Below are 21,560 nucleotides of genomic sequence, written 5' to 3' on the forward strand. Positions count from 1 at the left end.
TAAATCAGTTTAATATAAGGGATATGCAATCGTGTAATTAATAGCTTCAGCCGATAATGCCAGTTGTTTACGGATGCGATTTACTTCTGCAACACTTTCGTTATAGGACTCGAAAAAGTCAACAAACTCTATTATGCTGATATTCCGTTTAAGAAAATTGACCGTCATGCCGTTGTATACATCCGTAAAGTCGGTATTGTAAATTTGCCTGGTTTTCTGAAATTCCTGGATGCTGCGTTGCATGTTATACCAGGCCTCATTTACCTCGCTTTCGATCGCTGTTTGTTGAACCTGCTGATTAACTGCACTCAGTTTGGTTTGTGTTTCGGCAAAACGGATATTACCCTGGTTACGATTCCATAACGGCAAAGGAACGCCAACAGTAAGCATAAACTGATGTAGAAATGCATTGCCCCGCTGATCGTAGGAAGTTCCCAGCAGCAGATCAGGCACCGCCAGGCTTTTCTGATATTGAACATTTAAACCGGCGATGGTTTTGTTGATTTCCGTGAGGTGATAATCCGCCCTGTGTTGCAGGGCCATCTGTTGAAGTGAATCCAGGATTGTCAATTGCTCATACCTGTCCCAAACCAGGTCATCCAATTGAGGTATAATGAAATTTTTAGCCTGCAAAAGCAATTGCAGATCCTTTTGCTCCCGCTGAATAGATTGAAGAAGATCGGTTTTGTCGTTATTTAATTTAATATAAACCGATTTTAGCCTTACCACCTCTTTTAACGGGATGTTTCCCTTTTTTGTCTGTTCTTCATACGAACTAACAATGGTTTCCAGCTGCTGAAGCTGAAGATTATACTTCTTTAAGGTAAGCAGATCAAAATATACAGAAAACAGATTATTATGGAGCTGATATTTAAGATTTCTTAATAGATCTTCTAATTCCAATTCGGCCAGCCGGGTGTTTTGCCGGGCTAACTCAACCTGTTTTTTTCGTTTGCCACCCAACAGGATCAATTGGTCAAATTCAAATGCCTTTTCCCCTGCCTCACCCACATAGAATAGCTTTTTATTATCTGCATCCCAAATATTCAAACCAGCTGTAAACTGCGGATTGGGATATAAACCTGCCTGGATTTCCAGCGTTTTTTGCGCGTTTATATTAAACTGCCCCGCAATCAATAACAGGTTTTTTTCAAGAAATAACTTATCGGCTTTATCTAATGTTAGTGAAAGACTGTCTTGTGCATTTAGCAATAATGTAGTTAGTACGAAAAGTGCCGTAAGAATCGCTTTACAATATTTCATGCGCCCGTTCTTTAACGTGAGAATTAAAATAGACAGCCCCCCCTTCCAATTCAGGGGGCTAATTATGTGACGGAAAACTGCAGAGAGAAGATAATTAAAAAATGGAGGGTAAAAAAATGCATTTTGAACCAGCCCAGGGAAACCGGTATAGCCGGTTTGGGGCCTACTGGATCCCCCATAGAAGCAGGTTCAGCCTTCATCGCCCCCGCAATTGCCGGTAATGGCGCATGTAAATGGACGTTTATTTGCATCCGGCGGGTTTGTAGCAACATGTTCCGTTCATAAAGCAACATATTGCTGCTTTAAGTATAATAAGACCTGTGTAAAGTGATTTTCCCGGTCTTTAAGTGAAAGGTCAGGCAAATGAATGAATCTGCGCTATAAAAAAGTTAGTTATTTATAATTACAAGTGAACTTTTAGTGGAATCAATGGAGTTACAATAATAATTGTGCAGCAAGGGGAATAAAAATATTTTTCGACCGTCAGGTAATGAACTCCAACCAAAAAGTAATTATCTTTTACTGAAATAATGTTACTTGTGATAAAGAAAAATTATCTCCGGTGAAAAAGTAAGTATCGGCCCCCAAAAAGTAATTATCTCCCAGGAAAAAGTAAGCATCGTCCCAAAAAAATAATTATCTCCGGGTAAAAAGTAAGTATCGCCACCAAAAAATAATTATCTCCGGATAAAAAGTAAGTATCAGCCCCCAAAAAGTAATTATCTCCCGGCAAAAAGTAAGTATCGCCCTCAAAAAGTAATTATCTCCGGGTAAAAAGTAAGTATCGCCCTCAAAAAGTAAATATCTCCCGGTGAAAAGCATGACCTTAATAACAGATCGCCTAAATACGATCCGGTTTCTGGTTTGACGTTAGTTGAATATGTGGATGACAATCGTAACCGGCCCCGAGGACAGGAAACAATATACACTAACTGTTGAATATTCCGGGTATTTCGAGCTTGTACCCCCTGCCATGAACATTCGTTATTCTCAGTTCCGGGTCATGGCTTAGTTTCTTTCGAAGTTTGGAGATAAACATGTCCAGGCTGCGGCCGGTGATAACTCCTTCGTTGATCCAGATTTCCTGCATCAGTGTTTCCCGGGGGACCAGTTCCCCGAAACTTTTATTGAGCAATTCCAGCACCTTGTATTCTTTGGTGGTAAGGCTAATTACCTCACTTCCCAATAGTAAACGCTGATTCTCGGGATCGACTAAAAATTTTCCCAGCGCAGCCAATTCCGGAACCGACTTTTTTACTATAGAATTGTTTTGATTCTCCACTGGCCCCGGTGTTGCTTTTTTCCAAACACGCCCAGATAATAAGGCAACACACAACAGCAACAGTATGCCACCATATATTACATTACTTAACAGGTTGCCGGAAGTGGTGGTTTTGAAGCCTGAAGGTGTTGGCTTGGTTTCCAATGGATCAACCTGGGCCGAATTAAAAGTAAATTCGATCGTGTAACAACCTGGTGGCTGACTTCTGCGGCTGCAAGCAAGGATGTCTGGAAAGGTATTATTTAGCTGGAAGCCAAAGGCGATGTCGCCTGTGGTGCAATCATGTACCGTAACGGTGTAACCGGAAGGGAACTGTGTTTTGGGAAGCAGGCTCTTTGTTAGCACAACGAGCGAATCGTGATTAAAAATAAATTCATGTTCGAATTTGAGCAGAAACGTACCTTCTTTAACTTCGGTAACCGGCAATACCCGTGAAGTGGAGTCGCCCGCCTGCAGCAGCAGCCGGTGCCCAATCTGACGGATAATGAGGTTTACCCGCTTCACCTGTAAGTCGCGATCGGAATGTTTTGTGAAAGACAAGGCAATAAAAAAAATAGCGGGCATTGCGATGGCAATGGCGGGGATCATCACCAACCGGTTACTGAAAAAGCCGGTAAAAGCTGAGTTTACACGCATTTACATTTCTTTTTACAAGTGTTTTTCATGAAAGGCCAGCGCAGATGCGTACGTTTGAAGAGTGAAGCTAAAAAACTTTCGTTATACAAACCAAACCTTATAGGGCTACAGATATAAGGTACTCCCCGTTGGCGAAGGTGAGTTTGTGAACCCGGATGATGGAGCTTCATTGGTATTCGATACCAAAGACAGGAATGCCATAACAATGGTGCTTTTCGGAAGAGCAAAGTTCAGGAAGGTTATGTGAGAAATCTCTCTTATTTACTGACATCCCGAATTGAGAAACTTTATCGTGGTTTTGTTAAGATCGCTGTAGAACTGGTGCCCTGCGAACATCACATCTATCTGCATGTTTACAAAATAACGCTGCAGCACATTCAATGAATTATAAGTTGGATAGGCAGCTGAATTAGCCAGGCAAATTTTTGAAACACTGTCAGAGTTTGCTTTTATAAAGTTTTTACTGGTAAGCCAGTTGTTATTCTTTAACTCTTTGAAAAACGCCGTGGAAGTAGCAACGCTGATATCAGATTCCCGCGCAAACCGCTCGGGATAAACCGGGCTACGGTCATTTATAAAATATTTGCTGCATATGCCGCGGCTGCTGAGTCCCTGCGAATAAGTAAGTGCATCGGCATTACCGGTAGGGCCCACTTCGGGCTGGTCGTCGTTCTTTGCCATGCAGAACTGGTAAGGGATGGTAGATACATCAAAGATCACTTTATATGCCTGCGCACAATAAGACACGCCTGTTTTAAATTTGAACAAATACGATAAGCAGCAGGAATAGGCGCCGCCATTGCTCATGCCGATCGAATACAGAGGCAACGACCGGTTAACAGAACCTCTTGTATAAAATGTATCGCGAATGGCTTTTATATTGCCCATATCAACATTGGTGGTACTATCAACCGGGCTTGTTTTCCATTGCAGGGAGCCATTACCGTTTATATCACTGTTCAAAGACACTTCTTCCGCTTCTGTAACAATGATGCCATACCCGGCCGTTACCAGGTCTTTCATCATTTGTATCCACTCATAATTGGTAACCAGGTTCAGCGCACTGCCATTGGAGCCATGCAACAGAAAAACCACTCCTTTTTGCGAAGCGGGAAAACAGGAATATACGTTCTTTGAAACGTTCACGCCTTTGATCTTCTCATACTTCAACGAAAGCGGCGTAATGGCCTTTTGGCTGGCGGTTACAGTCACATTCTGCGCCGGCATAATAAATATATTATGCCATTCACCGCTGTTCTGCAACAAACTGGTGTAGCCCGTCCACTGGTCAAATACGTAATTATCCGATGTGGGATTTCCCCAAATATGCACGGTATCACCGATCTTGTAAGTGCCGCTTCCATAACCGTTTACAACGGTAACGGCAGCGCTGTCTGAATTAGTGACTGGCGCAGGGGAATCATTGGACGACTTCTGACAGGAACAGAATAATAGTAAAGCGTTCAGGCTAAGGGCTAAAATGCGTTTCATACTTCATACAAAACGCGGCCTTGTATAAATAATTGTACTTATATCAATTATTCTGTACCTGTTGCAGGCTGCACTCCAGCTACGGTTTGGGCAATTCTTTGCGGGGAATCTTTGCATCCCGTTGAGCTGTATTATAAACAAAGCTGGCCACAATGATGGCCGCTTGCTTCAGGTCGTCTGCAACCAGGTGATCATAAGTATCCATATTGGTATGATGCGTACGGGTATCATATTCTAATTTGTCCTGGATGAATTGAAACCCGGGAATGCCAACCGCATCAAACGACAGGTGATCTGTACCGCCCGTATTATCGATGGTAAGTGTTTTGGCTCCCATATCATTAAAAGGGGCCAGCCAGCTGTTAAAAATGGGTCGCACCTGTTGATTTTGCTGCAGGTAAACGCCTCGGATCTTTCCGCTGCCATTGTCCAGGTTGTAATAAGCCGAGATTGTCGAATGCTCCGGCATCAGCTCCATTTTGGCTGGGTCGGCAAAGTGATTCTTTACATAATTGCGGGAGCCGAACAACCCTTCTTCTTCCCCACTCCACAACGCAATGCGAATGGTACGGCGTGGCTGCACGTTCAGGGCTTTCAGAATGCGAACAGCTTCCATCATTACAGCACAACCTGCCGCGTTATCGGTTGCTCCTGTAGCTGCATGCCAGGAATCAAGATGACCGCCCATCATCACCACTTCACTTTTAAGGGTGGGATCTGTTCCGGGTATCTCCGCCAGCACATTATACGCTTTGAGATCATCCTTGTAAAACGAAGTTTTTACATCCGCCTCAATTTCCACTTTCTGACCATTACCTATCAGGCGTTGCAAACGCAGGTAATCATCGCTTGACAACATGACGTTGGCTGGAACTTCTTCTGCATCTTTCGCATAAGAGCCGCCCCCGCCTACAAATACGGTCCCATCGTTTCCATTTGGGTTAAAGCTTAAGATCAATGCAGGCTTTTCCTTATTCAGCAGCTGATTGATCCGGCGTTGCATCTCAACCGGTACCCAATTGCCCGTTTGCTGCCGGCGGCGGCTTTCGACCTGTGGCTTGGGTTCGGCTGCAGCCATCTTTTCCAACGCAGAATCTGTAAACCGGCCGGCATCAGCTTCAAAGGACGGTTTCAGTGTAGTTGGCGTCCATATCATCACAATCTTTCCTTTTAACTTACCTGTATATGGTGCAAAATCAAGCGTGTCTTTTATTTTCAATAAAACAATCTCACCACTAAGCATCTTTTTACCAGGAGTTCCACCCGTCCAGGCGCGTGGAATAGCCAGTAAGGGTTGGTAATAGGGCGCCGTCATGGCTACATAGCAATGCTCCTGTTGCCAGCCTTTACCAAACTCTCCCCAGGGTTCCAGTTGGGCATTTACCAGGCCCATTTTTGTAAACTCATCCTTAGCCCAATTGGCAGCACGCATAAAACCAGGCGAGGCGGTCAAACGCGGACCACTTACATCCGTTAGATGAAAGGCAATTTCCATGACATGCGAATTATCTGTTCCTTCTTTTTTGATTTTGCCGATCATGTCCAGGTCAACTTTTTCCTGGGCTAACGATGCGAGTGGTATAAAGCAGAAGGCAATAAGAAATTTTCTCATGCGTGTTTTGATTTGAAATTACATATAAATCCGTTCCGGTTGTATATAGTTTCAAATTTTAAACATCGCTTTAAGCATAACAATTCTGCCGGGAAGCGTATAGGAGCTGGCCGTAAACATATTTGCCTGAAGATAAAACGCCTTATAGGTTTTTACATTCAGCATATTAACAGCGCTGAGTTCAAATTTGGTTTTCCCTTTATTGGGTTTGAATTTCACCGAGCCATCGGCAAAAAAATATTGCAGATCGGGGTTGCCTGCCCGCCGGGTAAAGTAATACTCCCCAGACAACCTGAATTGCACATTGGTAAGCGGGTTATATTCAACCGAAGCCTGCTGCTGCAGTTGGTTGATATGATTGGCTGATGCAGCTGCCGCAGCATGACTGCCTGTTTGGATAAATGTGGCGTTATAGTCAATAGCCACCTGTTTTCCTGCTTTGATGTTGGCGCCGAGCGAACCGGTTTTAGTGATGGTATTGAATGACAGTAACTGATCATTCTGCAATTGCACCGACCGGGTGTGCTGCCATTGCAAACCGGCGCTGAAGGTGGTCTTCAACGCAAAGAAATATTTGCTCGCTGTGCTGCTAACCGCCCATGAACCGGCAGCATTGGGATAAGGCAGCATAACCTGTTGCTGCAGGTTATTGGTAATGATCGCTGAGGCGATCTTATTAGCGGCGGGATGGTCATAACTGATATTCAGGCTGGCGAACAACATTTGCAACGATTTGCGGTAACTAAAGCCGGCTGAGGCTTTCTGGTCGCGTTTTTCAATCAGTTCTGCGCTGTTTGCATAAAGCGTCAGGTAGTCTTTCAGGATATAACCCTGGTAAATATCTTCTATGGTCCCCATCTGGTTGCGGTAGTTATAGGAGAGAAAAAGATAATTCTCGGGGCTAACCTGGTACTTTATTCTTAAAAGCGGGTTATAATAAACCCGTGTCAACTGTTTGTTCAGCGCATAGCGGTTGTCGGAATAATTGAGCTGCTGCAGGCTTACCGGCAGGCTGAGGTTTGCCTGCAGGACAGGTCCGGGCAGGTCATAGTCAGCTTCCGCATATACCTTCGTCCTGGTCCAGCTCAGATTATTCATGGAGCTGTCGGATACCTGGTTGATCTTGTCATCAACCTGCACCACATCAAGGCCTGACCTTAATTTTTGCGATTGAACACTGAACCCCGCCTTAAAACTCTGGGTGATGAAATTAGCCGGTATTTTAAGCGACAGGTAATTGGTGGTGTACCATGTTGGAACATTTACCCGCTGGATCAACTGCGCATACTTGTTATTGCCATTGAAAATTTCCGGTTCATAATCAGGGCCGATGGTCCTGTATTCCGGTTCGGCCGAATGACTGACATAGGAATAAGCCTGTATAATATGGTTTGATCGTAAAGATCTTATCAGGTTAAATTCATTGGAGAAGCTCAGCGGTTTATCATGAAGCACCTGTTCCAGCGTGGCGTTGTTCGTGTTCAGGTTGGAATAATAAGCGGTTTGGCTGTTATCCAGCACCAACGCATCATTAAGATAATACCTGTTCCTGTTAATGTTGAACGTAAATTGAGTATGCAGCAGATCGGTTCGGGAACGTTTTTGCTGGGTGCTGTAATACGCCACGGTATCGCCGGGTAAAAAAATGGTGCTTACCTGGCTGTAATCCTGTCGCTGGTTGTCGTGAAAATACCAGGCGTTTAACTTAATCTGTATGTCGTGACGGAATTTGAGGAGGTTATTGAGGTTGAGCAACCCGGATTGATTGAACAAATACCGGCTGCGCGATAAGGCCGGGTTATTTACCGTGCCGAGTGAAAGCAGCGCAGCCGGCATAGCATTATCGACAAGCTGTTCGTGATTGCTTAAGTTATGGGCAACCAGCTCCTGCTGTGGATCGTACCCGGTGTTGTTGCCTTTAAGATAATTAATAGCCTTGTAATTATCTTTAAACATCATTGCGTTCAGATCAACGTCATAATGGTGTGGCAGGCCCGCCCCTACGCTCTCCTGCCCGATCAGTTGCATTTTCGCGCCTTTTTTTATGGTCAGGTTCAGGGCCACATCATCGCTCATCACCTTGTTTCGCAATACTTTTACCGGTTGATCATTTTGTATAACCTGCACCTGCTCCACCACGCCATGGGGAATAGTGCTGGTAGCAATATTGTATTTGTCATCCAGCAGGTTATCGCCATCAATATACACATTAGAGACCGGTTTATTATTATAATAGATCGTTCCGTCGGAACTAACCGTTATGCCTGGCAGCTTTTTAATCACGTCACCGATCACCATATCCTGGGCGCCCGCAAAAGCAGACACCTTGTAGGCAAGCGTATCGCCATGTGCGCGCAAAACAGGCCGGCTGTTTCTGATCTCTACAGATTGCAGCTGGTTTGCCGAAACGCTTAGTATAAAGTCATAGGCAAGGTGTGCGTCTGTTATTGGCCGGCTCCGGGTTTTGTAACCGATACTCATCACTTTTATTACCAGTTTGCTTACAGGCGTATTGGCAGGGAGTGATAACGTATAAGCGCCACCGGCATCCGTAACAGCGTAACCAATAATCCGGTTGTTAACGGAATCCACCAGGTTAATGCTGGCATAGGGAACAGCCTTTCCGGTACTATCCGTTACCCTGCCCCGGATATTTTGCGCCAGGCCGGCAAGAGAAAGTAATAAGGCGATAAGGGACAGGTTCAACACCTTTATACACCTGTTCGTCATTTTTCGGGAAGTTCTATGGGATTATTCATCACAGCGCCGGGAGTTCCTTTAGGCCCAGGACCTCTTTTAATCATTACATGATCCTGCTGAGGCCCGTCGCCCCGGTTGACAGACGCATTAATGGCTTGTGCAAACGCCTCTGGGTCCTTCTCCATGGCGGCCCGCAGCTTATCGAACTCCTTTTGGGTAATTTTGGTATACCGGGCCGGCGGCGCTATCATATTGGGGTCATCATTCAATCCCCGCAGGATCGGCGGCAGATCCTTATCCTCCTTATTGCCGCCAACCGACTGGTCCTTTGGCGATGGAGCCATTTTCTCCACCCCGTCGAATTTAAATATCACTGTGTTTTTCGTATCATGAGCGTCTACAATAACGCCGGGCAGGCCGTTTAATTTCCAGGGACCGGTATGTACCGGCAGATCGGGGCAAAACCATACAATATAATCCCGGCCCTTAAAATGACCGGTAGCTTGCTGGCAGTGCAGCCCGCCAAAGGTGGCCGTGTCGCTGCTGATCTTCCAGTCTATAACAGGCATGGGGCCTTCTATCAGGTATTCGTTAACCATCACGGCATCCTTGGTGAACAATTTCTGCTCGGCCGGATACTGGAAATACTGGGTGCGCGAACCTGCACCGATGCGGTTAATGTTCAGGTGTCCGTCCGGACTGCTCGCTACCGCTTCAGCATACGCCTTTTTAAACTTTTGATCAGCTACCAATCCATCGTAACTTTTGTAAGCGCTGGCGTTTTTGCCTACAAAAAGCACCGTATTTTCCAACCAGGGGTTCGCCGGGTTTGTAGTATCACCTACATGGGTAAATTTGTAATGCACCATCAACCAGGCTGTATCGGGTTTTTGCGCTTCAGCGCCAATAAATGCCGCCAGTAAACCAACGGCCAACTGTAATTGCTTTTTCATGGTATGTGCTATTTTTTAAACAATACTATTGTGAGGACACTACTTTCCGAAAACTTTGGTACGAATGAGTGTTGGGCTGGGCTGAAAACGGTTTATTTGTTATCCGGGATTTCAAAAACGCCTTGTTCAGCCACCAATCCGGCAGTTTGATCCCCTGATTTTTTGATGGTACCCGTGAAATTTTATCTTTGTCAATATGCTTGCAGCCAAAAAAAGATTCTGGATAGAAATAATGCTCCACCTGCTATTTTGGGCAGGCGTTTTTTATGTGCTAACGTCATTGGACAATTCGCATATCCAGATATACGCCAGGCGGCCGGGTCCCCATATTGCCAGTGATCACGCTGATGAGCCCGGCGTCTCCGCCTATGTGTATATTATTCTCCTTTCCCTCGTCCTGCTTTTTTATGGCAATGTATTTTGGGTGTTCCGGAAAGTTATCCGGTATAAAAGGGACGCCATCCGGCTGGCCATCTGCGCCGGCTGGTTTGCGATGGTATTTGGTGCGAACTACCTTATCGATGGCCCTTTGTTCAATCGGGCAAACCCAGACCCCGTGCCGCCGCCCCCGCAAATGAAAGCAAGATTAGACAGCATATTCAGCGCCCCCCATCCTGACACTGTTTTCACCCGGCCCCCTTTCGATGCCGTCAACTTCACCGTCCGTAACTGGCTGCACATGCAGCCTTATATATTGTTTGCTTTCCTTGTAATTGAGGGTTTAGCTATTGCCTATTTCTTTCTGAAGGAATGGGCAAGAAGCGAACTCAGGCGAACCCAGTTACAAGCCAACCAGCTGAGTACCGAGATCAAGTTCCTTAAATCGCAGATCAACCCGCATTTCCTGTTCAATACCCTCAACAACCTGTTTTCGATGGCGCAAGCCAAAGAAAACGATGAGCTGGCCGACGGCATTTTAAAATTGTCCGGCATGATGCGCTATATGCTGTATGACAGCAACGAAGAAAGAGTTCCACTTGGCAAGGAGATCGCCTACCTGGAAGAATGCATTACGCTTAATAAACTGCGTTATGCCGATGAAGAAGTGTTGGTAACGTTTGAACACCCGGGACATAATGCCGACGTGAACATTGCACCCATGCTGTTTATCCCCTTTGTGGAGAATGCCTTTAAGCACGGCGTTGCCATCGGGCAGCGAGGGGCCATACAAATAGCCATAACCGTTTCCGGCGGAAAACTGAACTTTAGCTGTGTGAACAGGGATTACAGCGCTATCAAAAAAATGGAAATGAATATAAGCGGCATCGGGTTGGAAAATGTAAAACGAAGGCTGGAACTGGTGTACCCGGGTAAACACCAGTTGATGATCAATAATGAATCCGGTAAATTTATGGTTAATCTTGAAATCGACCTGTCATGATAACCTGTATAGCCATTGACGACGAACCGAAAGCCCTGGAAGTGATAGAACGGTATTGCCAAAAAATTGAATCAGTCAGCCTCAGGGCTACCTTTCGTGAACCACTCAAAGCAATAGCGTTCCTGAACCGCGAAAAGATCGACCTGATCTTCCTCGATATCAATATGCCGGAGATCAACGGCATGCAATTGCTGCAAACCCTGTCGCCACGCCCCCTGATCATTTTCACTACCGCCTATAGCCAGTACGCCGTGGAAAGTTATGAGCTGAACGCGGTGGATTATTTGCTGAAGCCGGCCACATTTGAACGCTTCCTGATGGCCATCAATAAAGCTGGGGCTGCATTGGCGACAAAAAATACCCCCGTTACGAATGACGACGCTGCTGTGTTTATTAAAAGCGGGCCGCAGACCTACCGGGTTAAGATAGGCGAGATCCTGTACCTGGAAAAGAATGGCAATTACATTACCGTTCATTTGAAAGACGGGAATATCCTGATCCGTGAAAATATGAGTGACATTTTTGACCTGCTGCCGGCGCCGGATTTTATCCGGGTACATAAATCATATGTGGTGGGGATCAGGCATATCAGTATGATCGAAGTACATCAGCTTATTGTAAATGGTGAAAAGATCCCTGTTGGGAGCACTTACCGCGAATCGCTTCGCGACCGGCTGGGGATTGGGTAAATTCATCTTTATTTATCACCCAGTTCTTCTGCCAGCCCAATAAGCAATCCTTCGTGCCCCCGGATGTAGCAGAGCCGGTAAATATTCTCATACTGCACCACTTCGCCAACGAGTGTAGCGCCCTGTTTGTACAGCCTGGTGAGCGTTTCGTCAAGGTTGTCAACGGTGAACATGATGCGTAGGTAACCAAGCGCATTAACAGGAGACGTTCTGTGATCTTCAACCGTTGGCGGGGTAAGAAATCGCGAAAGCTCCAGGCGGCTGTGGCCATCGGGGGTAACCATCATCGCTATCTCCACACGCTGGTCACCCAGGCCGGTGACGCATCCCGCCCACTCTCCTTCCACGTTGCCCCGTCCTTCCAGTTTCAGACCTAATTCGGTGAAAAAAGTTATGGCGCCATCGAGCGATTCCACAACGATGCCGACATTGTGCATTACCGGTAAATTATTTTTTGCCATAGTTTATTTCGTTTTACCAGGAAGATACCAGGCATTGTTCGCCGGGTTTGGCGAAAAATAACAAAACCATTCAGATGATACCAACGGCCAGCTTTTAATGTCTTTTGAAATATTGTATTTCCCGCTCATGCTTTTGAGCAGCTGCCAATGAACTGAATGTGCCGAGGTTTCTCCTTTTATTTGTTTTAGGGTCTTTCTTTCGCGAATACAAACGGTATTCTCCGGACTTTAATTTTCTGATCATAACAAGTCATTTTATACCAGATTTGCAATTGTTATGCCGTCAATTACCGGCACTATCACAATAATTTTTTCAATTTCCGGAAACTCAGCGTTAACACTGAATATAGTGATGTAGATCACATCGGAGCCTGAGATTTTCTACCGAGCTTTGTGGTCTGCTCGATAACTATCAAACTGTCATTTACATGAATACTACATATAAACCGATAGATATGCCCGCACTCGGGTTTGGCACGCTGATCCCCGATGCGACCGAAACATACAATGCCGTGAAGTATGCGCTGGAAGCGGGATTCCGGCACTTTGATTGTGCGGAACGATACCGGAATGAAAGCGTAATCGGCGAAGCGTTACAGGCTGGACTTGTTGCCGGGGATATTTCGCGTGAAGACCTTTTTGTTACCACCAAACTGTGGAATACGAATCATCGGCCCGAGCGCGTGGAACCGGCATTCGAGGGGAGCCTTCAGCGGCTCCTGTTAAGCTATCTTGATCTGTACCTGATCCATACTCCGTTTGCATTTCAACCGGGCGATGAGCAGGATCCACGGGATCAAAATGGTAATGTCATTTACGACAGCGATGTAAGTTTAGCCGACACCTGGAAGGCCATGGAGAAGCTCGTGGATGGAGGTAAATGCCGGGCCATCGGACTGGCTGACGTTACCCTGGAAAAGCTGCAGTTCATCTACGAATCGGCGCGAATAAAGCCGGCTGTAGTTCAGGTAGAGGCGCATCCGTACCTGCCGGAAACTGAGTTGCTGGAATTTTGCAAGAGCAAGGGAATTATATTGCTGGCTTTTGCGCCATTGGGACATGGAATCAAACCTGGCCCGCTCGAAGATCCGGTTGTTTTGTCTATCGCGGCACGCGTTGGAAAAACGCCCGCACAGGTGTTACTGGCCTGGGCTATCCAGCGCGGCACGGCTGTGCTCACTACCGCAAGAACGGCCGCTCGGATACAGGAGAATTTTGACATTTCCCCCCTGCCGGAAGATGCACTTGATGAGATTAACCGGATCCAGACAAGGCAGCGGTTCAATAGCGTAGTGCATACCGGGGTACCGGGTTTCATTCCCCGGGTTTAATTTAAATTCTAAAAATAAGCGTTTTAAATTTGTCGGTTATTCACTTTCGTTAATTGGCGTATTTAAATCATAAAATAACAGGCTGTCTGCACACTTATTCTCAAATCTGCACGAATTTTTGCTAAAACAACACACTTATCGACTGAGTTGTATTTGACGCCATCAGGGTATATCTTTGCGTGAAAACCTCAGAAACCGTTGTCTGGACCGTTGTTATGAAAAAAATAATCCTGTGCCTTTTAATCGGACTTTCTTTTTGGTCGTGCAAGAAGGAAAATATAACTGTGATAGTTGAGAAACAAACGCTGAAGATCGATCAGGTAATAAATGACTCTACCATTGTTTTAAGCTGGAACAAATACACGGGTGCCAGTTTCAAGCAATACACCCTTACCCGCCAGGGTACTTACCTTAAGGGTGACAAATTTGGCCAATACTATGATACCGTATTTACCAGCTCAAATGCCAATGAAACCAGCTTTACAGAAAACAAGATGCCCCTGGCAACAGACATTTTTTATTTTCTGATGGTTGAAACGGGCACCGATGTACCTGGCTCCTACCCGCCGCAGGTTATTTACACCAGACCCAACAGCCTGCTACATTGCATTCCTACAGATGTAATCTTCAGCAAAACACTGAACAGACTGTACATTTTTGAGCAAAAGAAAATAAATATAATTGACTATTTTACCGGCAGGCCTGTTCTTTCAAAAGAATTCCCTGCCGGCATTGGTTATTGTGATTTGGCTACTTACAATGGAAGCAATGAATTGTATGTGCCAGGCAACGATGGCTGGGTGAATATCCTGAATGCCACAACGCTGGAACAGATAGACCACATTTATGTGGCCGGGTATACTATTGGCTCGGTACTGTCCAGGAACGGAAAATTGTATGTTTCTTCTTCTGACCAATCACTGGGTGCCTTTTCGAATAATATGAAAATTTACGATCGCGCTACAAAAGCGCTGGTGAGCCGCGTAGGCAGCTATTATCCCAGCAGGCTGATGGCCTTCGATAACACCAATCTTGAAATGATCGAAATGAACCTGAACATGTATCCCAGTTACCCTACTTATTACCTGTTTGCTCCGGATGGTACACTGGTGTTCAGTAAGGGAGGTTCTTCCCTGGGAAATTATAATATGAGTACAAGCATCTTACGTTCTTTCCCCTACGGCGACCGGTTCATTACCTCAAATTTTGGTACGGTCATCAGTAAATCGTTTGCATTTGAACGGTATTTAAAACAGGATGGTCATTATGCCGATTTCGCCTTCAATAATAATGGCACTGTTATTTATGCTGCCGATGCACAGTCAAAAAAGATCGATGTCATAAATTATCCGGCTAATACCAATACAGGCAGCTACCCCGCAAAATTGTACCCATTCAAATTGTTCAGAGACGACAATATGCTGATCCTGGTAAGCAAAACCAGTCAGGACAACTATTCTGACAGCTATATCCTGGTAGAATACATTAAACTTTAACCTACCCATGAAAAATATTTCCCCTGTTCAGCCGCTCATTTGCCTGGCGCTTTTTAGTGCAACTATGGCTTGCAAAAAAATCAATACGGTAACCATACAACAGCCTGATGCCTGTTTTACCAGCCAGGTAACGGACCTTTTCGGTAATTACCTGCGTCCGGCCGATGTTAATTATATTGATTCTGATTTTTACTTTAAAAATTGTTCTTTCGATACTGCAGCCAACACTACCTATCGCTGGAGTTTTGGCGACGGTACAACTTCCACCGATAAAAACCCGGTACATCGTTATGCTACGCGTGGAAAATATACGGTTACCCTGGAAGTTAACAATAGTGATCTTACAACTGACACGGTTCAGAAAACGGTTTCTGTTATTCTGGGACAACAGCAGATAAGCCTGGGAGAAGGAAAAAATGTTTCCCCGGTTGCCATTAATGAACTGGCTTCTGGTGATTTTCAATTGCTGGGTTATACGGATTATAATACAGGTTATTTTTTGATGCAAGTTGACAGTTTATTCAGGCAAAAAAGCATGAAAACGCTGCCATCCGGTTATCGTCTTTCCAGTATGAAGCCAGCCAGCGATGGTAATTATATCTTTACCGGCACTACCAGCGGATTTATCAGGAATAATGAATTGGTAAAACTGAAAGCTGATGGTACATTCATTTGGAGCAGGGCCTCTTCTGCCCCCGACGATACCTATAACACCGTGACCCCGACAGCAGATGGTGGTTATATGGTACTGGGCACCCATCCTGTAAAGGATATTTCAACAAACGTTTGGGATTACGCCCGGGTGAAGAAATTTGACGCAAACGGCAACCTGGAATGGGATCGATCTCTGTACGCAGAAGGAATGATCCAGGCCAGGGAGTTTGTAATAGAACAGGACGGTGTGATTTTGGCCGGGTTAAAAAAAGGAGCTGCGTGCTCAAGCTGTGATTCAGTGCTGATTGCCAAGCTCGATAATGCCGGTAACCTGGTTTGGCAAAATGCTGTGTTTGGCGGATTGAATACAAGTTTGTTGGCGGGGATGCGAACCACTAAACAAACCAATGGCAATTATATTGTTTCAATTGATAACACCAGGGGTATATTTATTTTTTCAAATTCCGGCGCCTTCCTCGACCGTAAACTGGCCAGGAATGTGATTAACGGTATTGCCAACGCAGAGGATGGAAATTTGGTTGTTCTACAAACAGACAACAGTAGCGGCTATGTTGCTGCCACCAGCAAAATAACCATGACCGGCGCCGAAAAATGGTATACCCTCCCAAATGGAAGTGAGAAAACGGCTACTGGTAACAGGTGTTGTTCCAATAGCTGGCCTGTTTCGGTACAAACCCTTAAACGTGGCGGTACCCTTACTTTAGCCCAAAGGGTAAACTATACAGCTAATTATTCAATCTACTATGTGATCATGTTCCTGCCGCTCGATGATGCAGGTAACCCTAAATAGAATTTGTAAAAAGGAGGTTGCATCAACTATTCAACCTCCTTTTTATGTTACGATAATGTAGCCAACAGCTCTTCCAGGTTTTGCATGGATGCAGCATATCCTTCTTTGAAGCCCATTTCAATCATCTTTTCCATCCGGGCCAGCGATTCGTTATAAATAGTAATGTTCACTTTTGTTTTTTCTCCTTCCTCGATAAAAGTAAAATCCCAGTTTGAACCCGGCGGTTCAGGGTTTTCATCTTTGTCGGCCCAAACGTTGAACATTTTGTAATTGGTCTTTGGGGTAATGGAAGTAAATTCCTGCAATATCCAACGCTCCTGACCTTCGGGACTTACCATTGCATAAAACCTGCGTCCACCCACTTCAAAATTCATATGTTTTGTTTTTGAAGCAAAGGGTTTGGGCGCCACCCACTGGTCGAGCAATTCTTTTTTGGTAAAAGCGTCCCATACCAGCGACAAGTCGGCATCGAACTCCCTGGTGATGTACACGGTTTTAGCTGCTTTGTCAACAGTAAAATCAAAAAGCAAATTCGTTGTCATTTTTTTTGTTTTTTAAGTGTTGCCAATAGGTTATCAAGTTGATTGAATTGGGTTTCCCACTGTTGTCTGAACTGGTCCAACCATTCATCAATCTCTTTCATTTTATGAATTTCAAGTGAGTAGTAAATTTCCCTGCCCTGTTGTTCCTGTTTTACCAGTTCGCATTCTGTGAGTATTTTAATGTGTTTTGAAACAGCCTGTCTGCTTGTATTGAAATGTTCGGCAAGGGCATTGGGGGTCATTGCCTGTAATGCAATCAGGGCAATAATGGCCCTGCGGGTTGGGTCGGCAATGGCTTGAAAAATATCTCTTCTTACTTCCATTTTATATTATTTGCAACTATCTGGTTGCAAACATACGTGCAATTATCTGGTTGCGCAAATTTTTTTCCGGTTGGTGGAAATGCAAAGACCCCTCAGGATGTTACACCTGAAGGGTCTTTGGGGTTTGAATTAGTAAGGGATTAAAAACTGGTTATTGTTTAATGATCTTTAATAACCATCAAAAAGGCGCTGAAAAATCAACGCCTTTTACACACACTGATTAATAGGGTCGCATGGATCAGGAAAGAGAACTGTATTTTTTATAATACTTTTTGTAACCTAATAATCTGCCGATACCACCTAATACCACACCCATCACTTTTTGCAGCCACAACGGCGGGCCTGCTACATAGATCTCGTAGGTATTAGCCATTGACATCAACTGCAGAAAAGCAGGTGTGCCATCTGCTTTGGTTTTATCGTCGTTTGATAAGCCAAAAAACTGTTCCAGGAAGACCTCGGTATTTAAAGCGGGGGTAAATTTTACTTCCAGCTCGGTTTCTTCGTTGGGTAAGGCATTCCAGAACCGGTGCGGCTTGCCCTTTTCGATGGTAATGCTGTCACCTGGTTTAAGAAACCGTTCCTGTTTGCCTGATTCAACTTTAAACAACCCCTTCTTCACCGTAAACTGTTCCTGTTGATTGGGATGTAAATGTTTTACCGGTAAATAGCCACCTGGCGCTAATGTCATTTTGAATTGTAAAAAAGCTCCGTTGGTGTTTGCTGCGGTCTTCAGCCACGTGATCTTCTCCCCGGTGACCTTGTTTTGAATTTGTTCGTTTTGCTTTGCCATATGTATTTTATAAGATTAGGTCAGTGACCCAAAACTAGCACATTTTTACTAAATAGTACATTGACCTAAAAGTTTTAACTTTACTGTATGAAAGGACAAACCAGGCAGCAGATATTAGAAGCGGCTTTAATATTATTTTGTAAAGAGGGACTGGAAGCAGTTGGCACCCGTGATATTGCCAAACAGGTGGATATCAGCCTGGGTAACCTCACTTATTACTTCCCGACTAAAAATGATATTATATTAGCCCTGTCCAATGAGTTTACTGCAGCAATCGATAAAGAATTACAGGCAGAACGCGCAGCAGGCGATAAAGTGTTTGTTGATTTTTACCGGCAGGTAGAAGCCGTATTCCGGATACAGTTACGGTATCGCTTTTTATTTAATAAACGCTATGCAGAAATTGTTACTTCCATAGCCGAAATTCAAACGTATTTTCAAAATGTGCTGAAGGGGCATTTTGTGTTTTGGCGGGAACTTCACCAGGAATTTGTGCAGCAAAAACTGGCGTCTGAATCTTTACTGGAAGACACCACGTCACTTAGTTATGTATTTAATATCCTGGCTTTGTTTTGGCACCAGGAGCAGGAGATCTATATGCCCAAAGCATCTGATAAACAGAAAGTAGATCATGCATTGGCGGTGTTCTTTCAGCCATATAAGCCCTACCTTACAAAAAAGGGCTGTAAAGAGTTTGATAAAATGATAAAGAAACCAAAGCCATATTAAAAGCCTTGTTGATTACTGAAATGACTTTCTAAATTCCACCGGCGAGAGATTGGTTTTACTTTTGAACAACTTGCTGAATGATTGAATATGTTCAAACCCTAATTCGTTGGCAATTTTGTTTTTTCACGATGTGCATTGGTTACCTGTTCCAATGGGTGCTGATAACTGCCTTTACTTTGCCGGCTTCTCATTGTGCTGTTGTATTTGTACAAATGTCCCTGTTTGTATTTAGTTGTTTGGCAGGTGTCAATTGCCGGATAGAAGGAAAAGAATTAATTGTAACTTCAGCTGCTCTTCCCCACCCCATGATGGCTGCTTACATCCTTCCCTTATCACGTAACTAAAAATTAAAAACGTATGATGCTCGACTGGATTGAATATCAAAAACAAATTGCAGCCAACAATGCGCAAATTGGCAGGATCAATCATGAAATTCTTAAAGGATACCGGGCGTTGAGTGATGCCGGTAAATCAACAAATTTGCTGGGAGGGAAAGTAAGGGAACTGATTGCGCTGGCCGTTGCTGTTACCCGTCAGTGTGATGGTTGTATTATCACGCATACGGATGCCGCCATTAAAGAGGGCGCCACCAAAGAAGAAATCGTAGAAGCTCTGGGAGTGGCGGTTGCTGTAAATGCAGGAGCTGCATTGATCTATTCAACCAGGGTGATCGATGCCTTCAATGCAAAGACCCAGGGTTGATAATTCATACAAAGAGCCCTTCAGGTTATTGCTGAGGGGGCTCTTGCTTTAAAAGAAATTAAATTTACTTATGCTGACGAAAAAGCCACTCCATCATCAGCGGATCTGTATAGGCGCCGAGCCAGGAAAAGTGTCCTACTTCCGGCAACATGGTGAAGCCTGGCCGTGCGCCGGCTTTCCAGAGTGCTTCCAGCATATTGAGTGAGAATTCAGGGTTAACTGCGGGATCTTCAGAACCGGTGAAGATCCACATGGGCAATTTCGCCAGCGATGCTGCTTTGGCCGGATCGCCTCCGCCACAAACAGGTACGGCTGCGGCGAAAAGACCGGGCTCCCGTTCAATGGCGTCAAAAGTGCCAAAACCGCCCATTGACAATCCGGTGATATAAATGCGTGCCGTATCGATCTGGCCATCGGCCTTAAATTTTTTAATCAGTGCCAGTAAAAGCTCCATTGATTTAGTGGGTGTGGCCGACATCGGCGCAGTGATGGCAGAACGAATGTTGCCCGGATTCGCCCAACTGGTGTTTGCAGGGCACTGAGGCGCGATAATGATGGCCGGATATTTCAGCAGGTTCTGTTCGGTTGCAAAGTTCATCACGCCCCATTTCAACTGTGAGAGATTATCGGCACCACGTTCACCGGAGCCATGGAGGAAGATCAGCAATGGATAATGCCGCCTGGGGTTCGCGTCGGGGATAAGTTGCCGGTAAAAAAGAGTATCTCCCTTCCCGTTGGTATAAAATTGCGGGCTGAAATTAGTTATTACCTGGCCTTTGACGCCAGCCGCAAAAAAGAAAGCAAGGATTGCGGCCATAACAAATGGGAATGCCCTTCGTATTTTCATATGGTTGTGTGTTTTTAGCTGTTTGGCAGATGGCGGGTACGGTGAGATGTGCTGACAAACTGAAGGTAATGAATATAGATTGATATAAACAAGCTTCCTGATTCAGAAATTTGGATATAATTTACCGATTTTTGCCACTGATGGCAACGCCCGTCCGGCATTGACTGGTAAGAACGGAAATAACTAAAAAAATCATTCTATGAAAAAACTGATCATCTGGCTTGTACTGGTATTGACTATTGTACTGGTGTTTTGGCTGGGACAACGCTCCGGCGCGCGGATCGTAAATGAAAAAACGCTTGCCAACAGCCTTATTGTTCGTGAAATAGCGGAGCTGGCCAGTTTGGAAGTAGAGGGAACGGCTACCATTAAAAGGAGCAATCTCTCAAACGACGGCGGCTGGGAAGATAATATGCGTAAATTGTTTGCGGAAAATACTATTTGGGTAACCGTACCATACACCGCCAAATTTGGGGTGAATGTAAATGAACAGAATTTTAAAGTGGCAGTGGGCGAAAAAGAAGTACTGGTATCCTTACCTGCCACGCAACTTCTGAGCTACGAACTGCACCTCGACAAAATGGAAACCGCCAACAAGAAAGGCTGGTTCATGTTCTCTGACGATGAAACGTATACCGACGTACAAAAGAAACTGTACACTAACTCCCGACAGGAGATTGAACAGAATAATTCTTATCGCGAACAAAGCAAGGACAAAATCCGCAAGATCATTGGACAATATTATGCTCCTTTTAACCTGACGGTGAAAGTGAAGTTTGGTGAGGAAGCGCCCCAGACGTTACCGCAGAATTGAGCCTCAAAAGTGTATGTAGGAGATTTTGACTACACATTTAACAGGTAAGG

20 protein-coding genes and 1 pseudogene are annotated in these 21,560 nt (G+C 44.9%); 8 read left to right on the forward strand and 13 right to left on the reverse strand.

What is annotated here, in order from left to right; all coding sequences use genetic code 11:
- Positions 1 to 9: 9 nt before the first annotated feature.
- The 7 genes from NIAKO_RS12085 to NIAKO_RS12115 all read right to left on the reverse strand — a co-directional run bounded on the left by NIAKO_RS12085 (position 10) and on the right by NIAKO_RS12115 (position 9,937).
- Positions 10 to 1,263 (reverse strand): TolC family protein, encoded by a 1,254-nt coding sequence (locus NIAKO_RS12085; RefSeq protein WP_014218704.1) that lies wholly within the window; start codon positions 1,261 to 1,263, stop codon positions 10 to 12.
- A gap of 62 nt (positions 1,264 to 1,325) precedes the next feature.
- The gene (locus NIAKO_RS38950) at positions 1,326 to 1,556 is read right to left on the reverse strand and encodes a hypothetical protein (protein WP_014218705.1); all 231 of its coding nucleotides are present in this window, start codon (positions 1,554 to 1,556) and stop codon (positions 1,326 to 1,328) included.
- A 635-nt stretch (positions 1,557 to 2,191) separates the two neighbouring features.
- The gene (locus NIAKO_RS12095) at positions 2,192 to 3,181 is read right to left on the reverse strand and encodes a winged helix-turn-helix domain-containing protein (RefSeq protein ID WP_014218706.1); all 990 of its coding nucleotides are present in this window, start codon (positions 3,179 to 3,181) and stop codon (positions 2,192 to 2,194) included.
- Positions 3,182 to 3,442: 261 nt separating this feature from the next.
- Positions 3,443 to 4,672 (reverse strand): InlB B-repeat-containing protein, encoded by a 1,230-nt coding sequence (locus tag NIAKO_RS12100; protein ID WP_014218707.1) that lies wholly within the window; start codon positions 4,670 to 4,672, stop codon positions 3,443 to 3,445.
- A 79-nt stretch (positions 4,673 to 4,751) separates the two neighbouring features.
- A complete protein-coding gene (locus tag NIAKO_RS12105) occupies positions 4,752 to 6,284 on the reverse strand; it encodes a M28 family metallopeptidase (protein ID WP_014218708.1) in 1,533 nt (510 codons plus the stop codon).
- 51 nt (positions 6,285 to 6,335) lie between these two features.
- Positions 6,336 to 9,014: a TonB-dependent receptor gene (locus NIAKO_RS12110; RefSeq protein WP_014218709.1), complete on the reverse strand. Its 2,679-nt coding sequence runs from the start codon at positions 9,012 to 9,014 to the stop codon at positions 6,336 to 6,338.
- Positions 9,011 to 9,937 carry a GLPGLI family protein gene (locus NIAKO_RS12115; RefSeq protein ID WP_014218710.1) on the reverse strand — a complete coding sequence of 309 codons (927 nt, stop codon included), beginning with the start codon at positions 9,935 to 9,937 and terminating at the stop codon, positions 9,011 to 9,013. Before NIAKO_RS12115 ends, NIAKO_RS12110 begins: the two co-directional genes overlap by 4 nt.
- Before the next feature lie 196 nt (positions 9,938 to 10,133).
- Here NIAKO_RS12115 and NIAKO_RS36645 point away from each other — a divergent pair, with 196 nt between their 5' ends.
- The gene (locus tag NIAKO_RS36645) at positions 10,134 to 11,318 is read left to right on the forward strand and encodes a sensor histidine kinase (RefSeq protein WP_014218711.1); all 1,185 of its coding nucleotides are present in this window, start codon (positions 10,134 to 10,136) and stop codon (positions 11,316 to 11,318) included.
- A complete protein-coding gene (locus tag NIAKO_RS12125; protein WP_014218712.1) occupies positions 11,315 to 12,007 on the forward strand; it encodes a LytR/AlgR family response regulator transcription factor in 693 nt (230 codons plus the stop codon). Before NIAKO_RS36645 ends, NIAKO_RS12125 begins: the two co-directional genes overlap by 4 nt.
- Before the next feature lie 8 nt (positions 12,008 to 12,015).
- Here the strand turns inward: NIAKO_RS12125 and NIAKO_RS12130 are convergent, their stop codons facing one another.
- The gene (locus NIAKO_RS12130; RefSeq protein ID WP_014218713.1) at positions 12,016 to 12,468 is read right to left on the reverse strand and encodes a VOC family protein; all 453 of its coding nucleotides are present in this window, start codon (positions 12,466 to 12,468) and stop codon (positions 12,016 to 12,018) included.
- A gap of 428 nt (positions 12,469 to 12,896) precedes the next feature.
- On the opposite strand from NIAKO_RS12130, the gene NIAKO_RS12135 reads away from it, so the two are divergent.
- The 3 genes from NIAKO_RS12135 to NIAKO_RS12145 all read left to right on the forward strand — a co-directional run bounded on the left by NIAKO_RS12135 (position 12,897) and on the right by NIAKO_RS12145 (position 16,760).
- Positions 12,897 to 13,799: an aldo/keto reductase gene (locus tag NIAKO_RS12135; RefSeq protein ID WP_041346669.1), complete on the forward strand. Its 903-nt coding sequence runs from the start codon at positions 12,897 to 12,899 to the stop codon at positions 13,797 to 13,799.
- A gap of 284 nt (positions 13,800 to 14,083) precedes the next feature.
- Positions 14,084 to 15,295: a hypothetical protein gene (locus NIAKO_RS12140; protein WP_133055348.1), complete on the forward strand. Its 1,212-nt coding sequence runs from the start codon at positions 14,084 to 14,086 to the stop codon at positions 15,293 to 15,295.
- Between the two features lie 7 nt (positions 15,296 to 15,302).
- Positions 15,303 to 16,760 carry a PKD domain-containing protein gene (locus tag NIAKO_RS12145; protein ID WP_014218717.1) on the forward strand — a complete coding sequence of 486 codons (1,458 nt, stop codon included), beginning with the start codon at positions 15,303 to 15,305 and terminating at the stop codon, positions 16,758 to 16,760.
- A gap of 47 nt (positions 16,761 to 16,807) precedes the next feature.
- Here NIAKO_RS12145 and NIAKO_RS12150 read toward each other — a convergent pair whose 3' ends face one another.
- The 3 genes from NIAKO_RS12150 to NIAKO_RS12160 all read right to left on the reverse strand — a co-directional run bounded on the left by NIAKO_RS12150 (position 16,808) and on the right by NIAKO_RS12160 (position 18,418).
- Positions 16,808 to 17,302 (reverse strand): SRPBCC family protein, encoded by a 495-nt coding sequence (locus NIAKO_RS12150; RefSeq protein WP_014218718.1) that lies wholly within the window; start codon positions 17,300 to 17,302, stop codon positions 16,808 to 16,810.
- Complete coding sequence (locus NIAKO_RS12155) at positions 17,299 to 17,625, reverse strand: ArsR/SmtB family transcription factor (RefSeq protein ID WP_014218719.1); 327 nt, start codon at positions 17,623 to 17,625, stop codon at positions 17,299 to 17,301. Before NIAKO_RS12155 ends, NIAKO_RS12150 begins: the two co-directional genes overlap by 4 nt.
- Positions 17,626 to 17,863: 238 nt before the next feature.
- Entirely contained in the window at positions 17,864 to 18,418 is a 555-nt protein-coding gene (locus NIAKO_RS12160) for a cupin domain-containing protein (RefSeq protein ID WP_014218720.1), read from the reverse strand.
- A gap of 87 nt (positions 18,419 to 18,505) precedes the next feature.
- Between NIAKO_RS12160 and NIAKO_RS12165 the strand changes: the two genes are divergently transcribed.
- Positions 18,506 to 19,147 (forward strand): TetR/AcrR family transcriptional regulator, encoded by a 642-nt coding sequence (locus tag NIAKO_RS12165; RefSeq protein ID WP_014218721.1) that lies wholly within the window; start codon positions 18,506 to 18,508, stop codon positions 19,145 to 19,147.
- 12 nt (positions 19,148 to 19,159) lie between these two features.
- Here the strand turns inward: NIAKO_RS12165 and NIAKO_RS37725 are convergent.
- Positions 19,160 to 19,267: pseudogene (locus NIAKO_RS37725) on the reverse strand (helix-turn-helix domain-containing protein); the annotation flags it as partial.
- A 237-nt stretch (positions 19,268 to 19,504) separates the two neighbouring features.
- Between NIAKO_RS37725 and NIAKO_RS12170 the strand changes: the two are divergent.
- A complete protein-coding gene (locus NIAKO_RS12170; RefSeq protein ID WP_014218722.1) occupies positions 19,505 to 19,849 on the forward strand; it encodes a carboxymuconolactone decarboxylase family protein in 345 nt (114 codons plus the stop codon).
- Between the two features lie 64 nt (positions 19,850 to 19,913).
- Here NIAKO_RS12170 and NIAKO_RS12175 read toward each other — a convergent pair whose 3' ends face one another.
- Positions 19,914 to 20,696 (reverse strand): carboxylesterase family protein, encoded by a 783-nt coding sequence (locus tag NIAKO_RS12175; protein ID WP_014218723.1) that lies wholly within the window; start codon positions 20,694 to 20,696, stop codon positions 19,914 to 19,916.
- Positions 20,697 to 20,895: 199 nt separating this feature from the next.
- Here NIAKO_RS12175 and NIAKO_RS12180 point away from each other — a divergent pair, with 199 nt between their 5' ends.
- Positions 20,896 to 21,510, forward strand: coding sequence for a DUF4230 domain-containing protein (locus NIAKO_RS12180; protein ID WP_014218724.1), 615 nt, complete (start codon positions 20,896 to 20,898; stop codon positions 21,508 to 21,510).
- The last annotated feature ends 50 nt before the right edge of the window (positions 21,511 to 21,560 follow it).

This window comes from Niastella koreensis GR20-10, assembly GCF_000246855.1.
GTDB lineage: Bacteria > Bacteroidota > Bacteroidia > Chitinophagales > Chitinophagaceae > Niastella > Niastella koreensis.

Excerpts from the sequence above, each read along its gene's own strand:
- NIAKO_RS12085 (WP_014218704.1), bottom strand. The coding sequence starts at position 1,263 with ATGAAATATTGTAAAGCGATTCTTACGGCACTTTTCGTACTAACTACA.
- NIAKO_RS38950 (WP_014218705.1), bottom strand. The coding sequence starts at position 1,556 with ATGTTGCTTTATGAACGGAACATGTTGCTACAAACCCGCCGGATGCAA.
- NIAKO_RS12095 (WP_014218706.1), bottom strand. The coding sequence starts at position 3,181 with ATGCGTGTAAACTCAGCTTTTACCGGCTTTTTCAGTAACCGGTTGGTG.
- NIAKO_RS12100 (WP_014218707.1), bottom strand. The coding sequence starts at position 4,672 with ATGAAACGCATTTTAGCCCTTAGCCTGAACGCTTTACTATTATTCTGT.
- NIAKO_RS12105 (WP_014218708.1), bottom strand. The coding sequence starts at position 6,284 with ATGAGAAAATTTCTTATTGCCTTCTGCTTTATACCACTCGCATCGTTA.
- NIAKO_RS12110 (WP_014218709.1), bottom strand. The coding sequence starts at position 9,014 with ATGACGAACAGGTGTATAAAGGTGTTGAACCTGTCCCTTATCGCCTTA.
- NIAKO_RS12115 (WP_014218710.1), bottom strand. The coding sequence starts at position 9,937 with ATGAAAAAGCAATTACAGTTGGCCGTTGGTTTACTGGCGGCATTTATT.
- NIAKO_RS36645 (WP_014218711.1), top strand. The coding sequence starts at position 10,134 with ATGCTTGCAGCCAAAAAAAGATTCTGGATAGAAATAATGCTCCACCTG.
- NIAKO_RS12125 (WP_014218712.1), top strand. The coding sequence starts at position 11,315 with ATGATAACCTGTATAGCCATTGACGACGAACCGAAAGCCCTGGAAGTG.
- NIAKO_RS12130 (WP_014218713.1), bottom strand. The coding sequence starts at position 12,468 with ATGGCAAAAAATAATTTACCGGTAATGCACAATGTCGGCATCGTTGTG.
- NIAKO_RS12135 (WP_041346669.1), top strand. The coding sequence starts at position 12,897 with ATGAATACTACATATAAACCGATAGATATGCCCGCACTCGGGTTTGGC.
- NIAKO_RS12145 (WP_014218717.1), top strand. The coding sequence starts at position 15,303 with ATGAAAAATATTTCCCCTGTTCAGCCGCTCATTTGCCTGGCGCTTTTT.
- NIAKO_RS12150 (WP_014218718.1), bottom strand. The coding sequence starts at position 17,302 with ATGACAACGAATTTGCTTTTTGATTTTACTGTTGACAAAGCAGCTAAA.
- NIAKO_RS12155 (WP_014218719.1), bottom strand. The coding sequence starts at position 17,625 with ATGGAAGTAAGAAGAGATATTTTTCAAGCCATTGCCGACCCAACCCGC.
- NIAKO_RS12160 (WP_014218720.1), bottom strand. The coding sequence starts at position 18,418 with ATGGCAAAGCAAAACGAACAAATTCAAAACAAGGTCACCGGGGAGAAG.
- NIAKO_RS12165 (WP_014218721.1), top strand. The coding sequence starts at position 18,506 with ATGAAAGGACAAACCAGGCAGCAGATATTAGAAGCGGCTTTAATATTA.
- NIAKO_RS12170 (WP_014218722.1), top strand. The coding sequence starts at position 19,505 with ATGATGCTCGACTGGATTGAATATCAAAAACAAATTGCAGCCAACAAT.
- NIAKO_RS12175 (WP_014218723.1), bottom strand. The coding sequence starts at position 20,696 with ATGAAAATACGAAGGGCATTCCCATTTGTTATGGCCGCAATCCTTGCT.
- NIAKO_RS12180 (WP_014218724.1), top strand. The coding sequence starts at position 20,896 with ATGAAAAAACTGATCATCTGGCTTGTACTGGTATTGACTATTGTACTG.